This is a genomic window from Streptomyces acidicola, from assembly GCF_009377235.1.
Lineage (GTDB): Bacteria > Actinomycetota > Actinomycetes > Streptomycetales > Streptomycetaceae > Streptomyces > Streptomyces acidicola.
Genome location: NZ_VMNX01000095.1, coordinates 23,896 through 33,451, shown reverse-complemented (window position 1 = coordinate 33,451; position 9,556 = coordinate 23,896). Strand labels below are relative to the sequence as shown.

The following is a 9,556-nucleotide window of genomic DNA, read 5'->3' as shown; positions in this document are numbered from 1 at the left end:
TCTCCAACGGCGCCTCTCGGGCCCGGTGGCACCACCCCCCAGGTCATCGGTTCGACAGGGGGGAACAGCCATGCCGGGCCCGGAGGCCAGCGGCCCTCTTGCAGGGCCGCGGAAAACATAACGGGGGGGGCACGATGCTGCCCGTGATCAGCCCAGCCGCCCGGCCTCCGGGAGGCGGGCCACAATCCGCAGCGCCTCGTTGACGGCGGTCGCGTGCGAGGCGGGCCACGCCCTAGGGCAGCCGTGTGGGGAATCGAGGAGGCAGGCGGAGCCGGGCAGGACCGTCGCGAACGGCCACCCGTGCAAGGAGCTGTCACCGCGTCGCGTCCACGGGCTCGCGGTCGGCAGGAAGAGCTTCGAGGATCCGCGCCTTCGGCAGCACCTTGCTGTACTCCGCAGCAGTAGACGACGAAGCCGAAGGCCCACCGTCGTCCGACAGAGACATCCGTCGCGGACCGGGGGCGATGCGCGCGTCTACGTCACTTGTCCTGCCCGGGACGCGACGCTCGCCAAGGGGAGGTCCGGTCATCCGCGTGATCCCTGGTGAAGGGGGTGTTTCTTAGCGTTGTAGCAAGCCCGGATACCCGGTCAGGCGGTGCTGCCGCGGCGGCTTCGCCGACGGCGCACCGAAACGGGCGGCCCAGTGGAAAGGTTCTTCGGCGATCACGACTTCCGAGAGTCCGGCGGCGGCCATGGCTCGCGTCGGGAGCCCGGCTGGAACTCCTCAGCCGCGACGTCGAGTTCGACTACACGCACGAAGGTCATCCCCGTCCGGGACAACGACGACGAGTGGGCCACGGTCCCTGATGCCGCGGCCACGACCGCCACGGAGCACGCCGAGCCCGCTCCCTGCGTCCAGTTCGCCCGCACCAACTGAAGGAGCAAGTGACGTGACGTCGGTGACGGACCCGAGGGGTTCCACCCCGCCGCTCAGCCGCCCGGTCTCGCGCACCGCCAAGGCGGCCGTGGCCGATGCGTTGCGCGACGCGACCTACGAGATCCTGCCGTTCAAGAGCGCCGAGGAGAAGGTTCTCGCGCACGTCCCCACGGACGTGGCGCTCACCGTGACCACGACCGAGGCGAAGGGGATCGGCCCCACGATCGCCCTGGCCGCCGCGCTGACCGAACACGGCTACCGGGCCGCGCCGCACATCGCCGCGCGGCTGGTGCGCGACCAGGCGCACCTGACCGACATCGTGGAGCAGTTGCGTGACAGCGGTATCGACCGTCTGTTCTGCGTCGGCGGCGACGCGGCCGAGCCTGCCGGGGACTTCCCGGACGCGTTGAGCCTGTTCCAGGGTCTGCAAACGATCGGCCACTCCTTCACGTCGGTCGGAATCGGCGGCTACCCCGAGGGACACGGTCTGATCGACGACGAGCTGATCGAGCAGGCTCTGGACGCGAAGGCGCCGTACGCCACGCAGATCATCACCCAGCTCTGCTTCGACGCCGCCACCACGATCCGGTGGGCTCGTAGGGTGCGGGCCCGTGGTGTCACGCTGCCGATCCGGGTCGGCATACCCGGAGCCGTCAGTCGGCAGAAGCTGATCCGGGTGTCGGCCGGTCTCGGGCTCGGACAGTCCGCGCGGTTTCTGAAGAAGCAGCAGAACATGTTCTGGCGGTTCTTCCTGCCCGGCGGCTACAGCCCGAACAAGCTGATCGAGAAACTGACGCCCGCGTTCGCGCAGGAGGACAACAACCTCCAGGGCTTCCACGTGTTCACCTTCAACGACCTGGAGAGCACCGAGGCCTGGCGCAAGGCCTGGCTCGCCCGTCTGTCCTGACCGATCGCGCCGGTGCCCGGCGTCGTTCCGACGCCATGCTCACCCTTCCCGACCCGACCGACTCGCTCCTGGAGGCGTCATGACCCCGCCCGCCGGCGCCCAGCACGGCGTCCTGCTGCTGTCCTGCCCGGACTCCCCGGGCATCGTGCACGCGGTCACCGGGCTGTTGGCGCGAGAGAAGTGCACGATCGTGCAGAGCCAGCAGTTCGGCAGCGCGGACAGCGGCACCTTTTTCATGCGTGTGGAGTTCGCGCACGTCGACGGCTCCCCGCTGGACCTCGACGCCCTCGGCCAAGAGATGCGAGTCCTCGCCGACAGGTTCGGCATGAACTGGAAACTGGCCGATGCCGCACAACGTCCGCGCGTGGTCATCATGGTGAGCAAGTTCGCCCACTGCCTCAACGACCTGCTGTTCCGCAACTCCATCGGCGAGCTGAACCTCGATGTCGTCGCGGTCGTGTCCAATCACCCCGACCTCGGCCGCATCGCCGACGGCTTCGGCGTGCCGTTCCGGCACATCCCGTTGACGAAGGACACCAAGCCGCAGGCCGAGGCCGCACTACTGGACCTGGTCCGCGAGGAGCGTGTCGACCTCGTCGTCCTGGCCCGCTACATGCAGATCCTCTCCGACGACCTGTGCAAGCAGTTCGAGGGCCGGGCCATCAACATCCACCACTCCATGCTGCCGAGCTTCAAGGGCGCCAAGCCCTACCACCAGGCCCATGCGCGAGGGGTCAAGTACATCGGGGCCACCGCGCACTACGTGACCGCCGACCTCGACGAGGGCCCGATCATCGAGCAGGAGGTCATCCGCGTCGACCACTCGCTCGGTCCCGCCCAACTCGCGGCCTGCGGCCGGGAGGCGGAGAGCCGCGCGCTGGCACGCGCCGTGCGCTGGCACAGCGAGAACCGGATCGCGGTCCTCGGGAACCGAACAGTCGTCTTCCGGTGAACACACAAGACGCAGCGGCCGGCGACCTGGCCCGACAGCTGATCGGACAGTAGCTCGACGATCCAGCCGCCCGGGTCCCTGCCGGTCACCGAGGTCCGCATGGCACTCGAGGAGCTGAGCGCATCCAGGGCCCGCGGCCCGCATCACCGCCGAGGATGCCGAGACACTCGACAGGCTCGGCGGCGCGCTGTGGAGGGCCGATCTGCTGACCTACGCGCGACTCGACGCCGAACTGCACGACGCGTCCGTGTCCTCGGCGGTCATGCCACCGCACGGGCAGTCGTCGACCGGTTGGAAGGGCAGACCGCGACCGGTTTGAAGGGCAGACCGCTCGGCACCGGTTCAAGCTGATCCTGAATCCGAGCAGGCTCGCCTCATCCCTCGAGGAGCACCTTGCGATCCTCCGCGCCATTCGTGACCGCGACGAGGCCGGGGCGGCCCATGCACTCCGTACACACCTGAGCGCCGTGCTGAAGGAGTTGGCCGACGGACGGGCCGAGGTCGGTCCTCGCACCTGGGTTCTTGGGGCTGCTGGGACCTCGATCGTCCCCTCATAGAGGTGGTGCAGCGGCGCAGGCGGCCGTCGGTCAGTGCAGCAGGCCGCCGCCGTCGCAGACGATCGACTGGCCGGTGACCAGGCGAGCGTCCGGTGAGGCCAGGAAGGCCACAAGCCCGGCGAAGTCCTCGGGTGTCACGAACTCCCGAATGGCCTGCTGGGACATGGTCTTCGCGAAGACCTCGTCGCCGGAGTGCGCACGAGTGCCCGGCGTCGCGACCTGGGCGGGCATCACCGCGTTGACGGTGATGCGGTGCTCACCCAGCTCGCGGGCCATCACCCGCGTCATGCCCAGCAGCGCGCCCTTGCCGGCGATGTAGCCGATCTGCCCCGGCGCGCCGGTGAAGAAGGTCCGCGACGCGACGTTGACGACGCGGCCGCGGTGCTCGCTGTCACGCAGGTACGGAAAACAGGCCTGGACCATCAGCAGCGGCCCGACGGCGTTGACGTCGTAGTAGCGGTGCAACTCCTCCGGCGTGGCGTCGAGCAGACTCGCCCGCCCGGAGAGCAGGCCCGCGTTGTTCACCAGGACGTCGACCCCGCCGAAGCGGTCCACGATCTCCTCGACGGTCCTGTCCACCGCGCCGCGGTCGGTGACGTCACAGGTCCAGCTCGCGATGGACCCCGATCCGTCATCCCCGTACGACCACCCGGACTCCTGCACCAGGTCGAGGGCGGCGACGGTCCCGCCCTCGGCGGCGAGCCGCCGCGCGATCGCGCGGCCCAGCCCGCCTGCCGCGCCGGTCACGATCGCGACCACGCCGGCGAGCCGCGCGCTCACTACTGCTTCTCCTGGGGATGGGTGGCCAGAGCCTCGACGGACACGTCCATCCACTTCCACATGGGCAGCGAGACGAGCGCGTCGTGCAGGGCGGCCGGGTCGTCGGCCTCGTAGAGCCCGACGGTGGCGTTGCGGCCCGGCACCCGCCAGAGCCGCTTGAGGACGCCTGCTGCACGCAGTTCCATCGCCCGCGCGCGCTCGTCCCTCCTGAGCTGGTCGCGGACCTCGTCCGGGGTGCCGTGCGGGAGCAGGTTCTCCGCGCGGACCAGGAACTCCATGGTGTTCTTTCCTCTCGGATCAGGCGGTGGCGACGTCGAGCAGCAGAGCAGCCAGCTCGTCGGGGGCGGTGACCATGGCTTCGTGACCGGTCGCGATCTCGTGGGTCGGCCAGCCGCGGGCGGCGGCCTTCTCCGCCTGCGGCCTGAAAACGCGCATCCAGTCCACGCACTCGATGAACGCGGCCGGGACCTGCTCGCCCTTCCCGGTCAGCCGTAGCGGCTCGGTGTAGGTCAGCCACGGGTGCGGCGTCAGTCGCGGGGTGAGCCAGTCGACGTCCGCCTCGTCGGTGACGCCGAGCCTCTCCAGCGGGCGGACGGGAATCAGCCAGCCGTACCCCGGGCCCGCAACGGACTCGCGGTAGTGGTCCGCGACCGTGGTGGGCAGCAGATCGATGGCGGCGTCGCCGTCGTCGCCGACGAAGGCGTCGAGGTGGATGCGTTTGACCAGCCGCTCGGGGACGCGGTCGGCCACTCCGGTGACCACTTGGCCGGCGTAGCTGTGTCCGACCAGGACGACGTCGCGGGCATCGTACGCATCGAGAAGGGCGACGACGTCCTGGACGTGGGTGGACAGTCCGACCTGCGGGTTGAGCAGGTGAGCGCGGTCGGAGACACCGGTCAGCGTGGGGGTGTGCACCTCGTGGCCGGCGGCGCGCAGCGCGGGGGCCACTCGCTGCCAGGCCCAGCCGCCGTGCCAGGCGCCGGGTACGAGGACGAACGTACTCATGGGGATTCCTCCGCAGGGGCGGTGTCGGGGTCTGTCGCGTCGTCGGCGTCGAGATAGCGCACACCGAGCCGTTCGAGGAGCGGTCGCATGTCGTAGATGTCGAGTCCGACCTCGCCCTGGAGGAAGCGGCGGCGCTTGGCCTCCTCGTTCGCCTCGCGGCGGGCACATGCCTCGACCACGGCCTCGCCTTCGTCGAGGGGGATGCAGAGAACGCCGTCGTCGTCGGCGACGATGATGTCGCCGGCGTTGACCAACTGCCCGGCAGCCACCACGGGAACGTTCACCGAGCCCGGGACGGCCTTCGCGGTGCCCTGTGCGTGAACCGCACGGGACCAGACGGGGAAGCCCATGGCGGTGAGGTCGGCGACGTCGCGGACGCCGGCGTCGGTGACCAGACCGAGCACTCCGCGGTAGCGCAGTTGGGTCGCGAACAGCTCCCCGAACATACCGTCGGTCGACCGGGAGGTGGTCGCGACCACCAGGACATCTCCGGCGCGGCACTGCTCAATGGCGGCGTGAATCATCAGGTTGTCGCCGGGGTGCGACAGCACGGTCACGGCGCGGCCCGCGATGCGTGCCCCGGGGTAGATCGGCCGCAACTCCGGTCCGAGCAGCCCGCGTCGGCCGTACGCCTCGTGGGCGGTCGCGACGCCGCTCTTCGCCAGAGCGGTCACGACCGCTTGCGAAGGGCCACGGCTCGTGCGGACGACGACGTGCCTGTCGTTGCCCCGGCTCACCGGAGCTCGTCTCCGACGATGGGGAAGAGGCGCTGGTAGGCCTCGGCCTGCACGATCGACTTCGCGCCGCCGTTACGGACCGCCTGCACGCCCCGGCGCAGGCCGAGGTCGGTGTAGTACTGCACGAGGTGCGACTGGGCGCCCATACACTCCATGGCCTTGCGCTTGCGGTCGAAGACCGGGGTGATGTCCAGCAGCAGGTTCGGTACGAAGCCGCACTGTTCGGGCTGGTGCGGCTCGAACTGCAGCACCTGCGGAGCGCCGATCGGGGTGGTGGTGCGGTCGTGCCCTGCGGCCTGCGCGACCTGCCGGGCGAGCAGCGTGGCCTCGTGCGCGGCGTTGTGGTCGCGGTTGTAGGGGTCGGAGGCGACGTGCGTGAGCAGTGCCTCCGGCTGTGCCGCGCGCATCTCGGCGACGATCCGGTCCAGTCCGGCGTCGTCGATCCGCAGCGGGTAGTCGCCCAGGTCCAGGAAGGTGATCGACGCCCCGAGTGCCTCGGCGGCTGCCTCGGCCTCCGCGCGCCGGGCCTCCTTGGCCCTCTCCAGGGTCATGCCCTCCTGCTTCCAGAGGCCTTGGGACTCGCCGCGCTCGCCATAGCTCAGGCACACGATCCGCACGTCGTGGCCGCGTTCGGCGTAGAGGGCCAGCGCGCCGCCGGCGCGCCACACGAAGTCCCCGGAGTGGGCGCTGATCACCAGCACCGAGGAACGCTTGTCGTCAGTCATTGCTGCTGTCGTGACCTTTCTCGGCGACCCTGCCGCCGGTGGGGAGGTGAGGGAAGCGGCGGGACTCAGAGGTTCAGGACCGGCCGGACACGAGGCGAGGAGTTCAGCACGGGGAAGTGGTTACGGGGGCATCGGACGCGGATCCGCCCACATACGCGGGCATGGTCGTGGATTCACTGACAGCCACCACGGCTCTCTGGCTCCCGAAGAGCTTGAGTGAGATCACGAGATCACCGCCCTCGGACACGGTCCGCCGGGACCGGACGACGGCCTCGCCCTCGAACTCGGCGGCGCCCCGGCCGCACCCCCGTGGACGGTCCTGCCACGTCGATCATCTCCTCGCACCGTCGCTCATGACCATCACGCGTCCACCGCGATGGCGATGGGACCGACGCTAAAGAGCCGCGGGAACGCAGGTAACGCGCTAATGACCGGGCTGGCGCGGAGGCTTGTCACACCGCGACTACGTCATTCGTCGCGAACCGGCGGGGAGAGCAGGGGAGAGCAAGGGAGCGCAGTCGATTCGGGTGCCCTTCGCCCGGCGCATCCCTTATTCGAGAAGCACCGGCGATCCGCGACAATTGACGTAGGAGAGCCGGGTCGATGCGGCCGTGCACTCATCGCACCGACCTGCTTCAATCAGGCAGATGGATGCGCTGGCTCCGGTGCGTCCCGGGGAGCCGGATCCACGCGTTCGAAGGAGCATGCGACCTGTGACCGAGCAGGCACCGGTGGGCGATGTCGCCCGCGCCCTCGTCGACGTGTCCGCGGATGGGCTGGCCGTGATCGACGGAACGGGGCGATTCTCCTTCCTCAACCCCGTGGCCGGCCACCTGCTCGGAGTCCCGACCGCTGAACTCCTCGGCCGTTCCAGCCCCTTCGCGAGCTCCGACAGCGAATCGACCCTCGGGGCACTGACCGTGCGCTGGACTCCGGTGGGCGGGCGCCCCCGCGAGCTGGAATACCGAATCGCCGCAGGCGCCGACGACAGCCATGTCGTCTGGTTCCGGGACGTCACCGACGTCAGACGGCAGCAGGAGCGCCTCACCGCGATCGCCCGGGTCGCGTCGAGCGTGACCGAGTCAGCGTCGCTGGAGACGATCCTGCAAGCGGTCGCCGCCGAGATCGTCATGACGTCGAACATCGCGGCCGTGCAGATCCTCGCGATCGACGATCCGGACGCCGAACTGCGCATCCTCGGCATGGCCGGGTTCGGGGAGGCGCCTGAGTTCGTCGAGCGGCTCGGCGCGTGCCGCCGCCTCGGGGCGGACATCCGCTTCCTCGACGCGTTCGTGCGCAGCCGCCACGTGGTGGTGCCGCACCGGAAAGCCTCGATCCTGGCCGACCCCCTCTGGGCGCCGCTCCACGAGATCATGGGCCGGCCGGACTGGGACGGCTTCGTATCGATGCCGATGGTCGTCCGGGGCCGGACGCTCGGTGTGGTGAACGCGTACTACGTTTCCGGGGAGGAGCCCGGCCCGATCGCGTTCCTCGAGGCCATGGCGGATCACGCCGCGATCGCGATCGACACCGCGGCCCTGCTGGCTCAGACGAGGGCGCAGACCCGCCATGACGAGCGTCGGCGGCTGGCGCGTGACCTGCACGACTCGGTCGTCCAGCAACTGTTCTCCATGCGGATGCAGGCGATGGTGCTGCGCAGCCAGCTGGACCGCCGCGTCGACCCCGATCGGCTCCGCCTCTCGGCCGAGGAGCTCGCCTCGCTGTCCTCCACCGCACTCGCGGACCTGCGGCAACTCGTCTTCGAGTTGCGTCCCCTCGAACTGGCTGAGCAGGGCCTCGTCGAGGCTGTCCGTCGGCAGGCGGTCGGCGTCCAGGCCCGGACCGGCCTCGTGGTCGAGGTGCGGGCCGACCGTGATCGGATCGACGCCCCCCTTGAGCTGCAGGAGGACGTGTACCGGATCATTTCGGAGGCGGTGCACAACGTGGTGAAGCATGCCGAGGCGGCGGTGGCCGAGATCGGGATCGTGGTCGACGGCGACGATCTGGTCGTGGACGTATCCGACGACGGCCTGGGCGCGGCACCGTCATCCGACGCGGGATCAGCATCCGACGCGGGATCAGCATCCGACGCGGGACCATCATCCGACTCCGTGGACCGGAACCGTCTGGGCCTGGAGTCGATGCGCGAGCGGACCGAGCGATGGGGTGGACGCATCACCGCCGGCCCGCGGCCGGGCGACGGCTGGAGCGTGCACCTGACGGTGCCCCTTCCGCGCGGGTGAAAGTTGCGGCCCCTGGGCGGCCTGCTCACCGGGGACCAGCGGGCCCGACAAGGCCTGGCGAGGGACAAGGCCTGGCGAGAGAGGCGAAGCGGGCAGCCGCCTACAGGAAGTCGCCGCTCCGCCACCGTCGCAGTGTCTGGTCCAGATGGCAGTCGAAGAGTCCGGCGAGATCCACCGCCGGTTCCAGCAGCCACTGGATCTCCAGGCCGTCCATCGTGGCGAACAGGGTGCGGATCTCCCGTTCGGCCTGCTCGGCGGTCGTCGGCGGGATTTCTCCGTCGGCGGCGGCGTCCAGAAGGCGCTGGATGAGGGTTTTCAGTAGTTCGGCGTAGCGCTGCTGGATGAACGGCCGTGCGGGGTGCTTCTCGTCGGAGGACTCGCCGGTGAGCCGGATGAACAGTTCCAGCAGGCCGCGGTGCTCGGTGTGGTAGCGCATCACCGCTCGTAGCTGGTCGAAGGAGGCCAGGCCGGTGTTCGCCGTGCGAGTGAGGCTGGCGGTCTCGCCCGCCCACCACTGCAGGACGGCCGAGAGCAGGTCCTCCTTGTTCGCGAAGTGCCGGAGCAGGGCGGCGGGGGAGACCCCGACGTCCGCGGCGATCTGCCGCATCGACGCTCCGTTGTAGCCGTGTTCGGTGAAGGCCTTGGCGGCTGCGGTGACGATCTGCTCCCGCCGTTTGATTCCGCTGCGGTACGGCCCGCGGGGACCGCTTGTCGTGCCTGTCACCGATCAGCCTCCCGGTGGAGAGAAAGTTCGAGTCGACCTCTTGCGTCAA

Annotated in this window: 10 protein-coding genes and 1 pseudogene; 5 read left to right on the top strand and 6 right to left on the bottom strand. The window is 69.8% G+C overall.

Annotation, left to right across the window (positions count from 1 at the left end; genetic code table 11):
- Positions 1–643 precede the first annotated feature (643 nt).
- The 4 genes and pseudogenes from FPZ41_RS47250 to FPZ41_RS50320 form a co-directional block, all read left to right on the top strand.
- Positions 644–877: a hypothetical protein gene (locus tag FPZ41_RS47250; protein WP_194236198.1), complete on the top strand. Its 234-nt coding sequence runs from the start codon at positions 644–646 to the stop codon at positions 875–877.
- Positions 878–890: 13 nt separating this feature from the next.
- Complete coding sequence (locus tag FPZ41_RS23855) at positions 891–1,784, top strand: methylenetetrahydrofolate reductase (RefSeq protein WP_322620636.1); 894 nt, start codon at positions 891–893, stop codon at positions 1,782–1,784.
- Positions 1,785–1,863: 79 nt separating this feature from the next.
- A complete protein-coding gene (gene purU / locus FPZ41_RS23850; RefSeq protein ID WP_152865772.1) occupies positions 1,864–2,736 on the top strand; it encodes a formyltetrahydrofolate deformylase in 873 nt (290 codons plus the stop codon).
- Between the two features lie 323 nt (positions 2,737–3,059).
- Positions 3,060–3,293, top strand: a pseudogene (locus tag FPZ41_RS50320) (FCD domain-containing protein); the annotation flags it as partial.
- 30 nt (positions 3,294–3,323) lie between these two features.
- On the opposite strand, the gene FPZ41_RS23840 reads toward FPZ41_RS50320, so the two are convergent.
- Genes FPZ41_RS23840 through FPZ41_RS23820 form a run of 5 tightly spaced genes read right to left on the bottom strand, consistent with a single transcriptional unit; the run spans position 3,324 to position 6,540 of the window.
- Entirely contained in the window at positions 3,324–4,073 is a 750-nt protein-coding gene (locus FPZ41_RS23840) for an SDR family NAD(P)-dependent oxidoreductase (protein ID WP_322620635.1), read from the bottom strand.
- Complete coding sequence (locus FPZ41_RS23835) at positions 4,073–4,351, bottom strand: muconolactone Delta-isomerase family protein (protein ID WP_131557580.1); 279 nt, start codon at positions 4,349–4,351, stop codon at positions 4,073–4,075. The genes FPZ41_RS23840 and FPZ41_RS23835 overlap by 1 nt, the downstream gene beginning before the upstream one ends.
- 19 nt (positions 4,352–4,370) lie before the next feature.
- A complete protein-coding gene (locus tag FPZ41_RS23830; RefSeq protein ID WP_152865770.1) occupies positions 4,371–5,078 on the bottom strand; it encodes an alpha/beta fold hydrolase in 708 nt (235 codons plus the stop codon).
- Complete coding sequence (locus FPZ41_RS23825; RefSeq protein ID WP_322620634.1) at positions 5,075–5,815, bottom strand: 4-carboxy-4-hydroxy-2-oxoadipate aldolase/oxaloacetate decarboxylase; 741 nt, start codon at positions 5,813–5,815, stop codon at positions 5,075–5,077. Before FPZ41_RS23825 ends, FPZ41_RS23830 begins: the two co-directional genes overlap by 4 nt.
- A complete protein-coding gene (locus FPZ41_RS23820) occupies positions 5,812–6,540 on the bottom strand; it encodes a PIG-L deacetylase family protein (protein ID WP_152865769.1) in 729 nt (242 codons plus the stop codon). Before FPZ41_RS23820 ends, FPZ41_RS23825 begins: the two co-directional genes overlap by 4 nt.
- Positions 6,541–7,253: 713 nt before the next feature.
- On the opposite strand from FPZ41_RS23820, the gene FPZ41_RS23815 reads away from it, so the two are divergent.
- Complete coding sequence (locus tag FPZ41_RS23815) at positions 7,254–8,783, top strand: sensor histidine kinase (RefSeq protein ID WP_194236195.1); 1,530 nt, start codon at positions 7,254–7,256, stop codon at positions 8,781–8,783.
- Between the two features lie 100 nt (positions 8,784–8,883).
- On the opposite strand, the gene FPZ41_RS23810 is transcribed toward FPZ41_RS23815, so the two are convergent.
- A complete protein-coding gene (locus FPZ41_RS23810; protein WP_152865767.1) occupies positions 8,884–9,507 on the bottom strand; it encodes a TetR/AcrR family transcriptional regulator in 624 nt (207 codons plus the stop codon).
- Positions 9,508–9,556 lie beyond the last annotated feature (49 nt).

Excerpts from the sequence above, each read along its gene's own strand:
- purU (WP_152865772.1), top strand. The coding sequence starts at position 1,864 with ATGACCCCGCCCGCCGGCGCCCAGCACGGCGTCCTGCTGCTGTCCTGC.
- FPZ41_RS23835 (WP_131557580.1), bottom strand. The coding sequence starts at position 4,351 with ATGGAGTTCCTGGTCCGCGCGGAGAACCTGCTCCCGCACGGCACCCCG.
- FPZ41_RS23830 (WP_152865770.1), bottom strand. The coding sequence starts at position 5,078 with ATGAGTACGTTCGTCCTCGTACCCGGCGCCTGGCACGGCGGCTGGGCC.
- FPZ41_RS23820 (WP_152865769.1), bottom strand. The coding sequence starts at position 6,540 with ATGACTGACGACAAGCGTTCCTCGGTGCTGGTGATCAGCGCCCACTCC.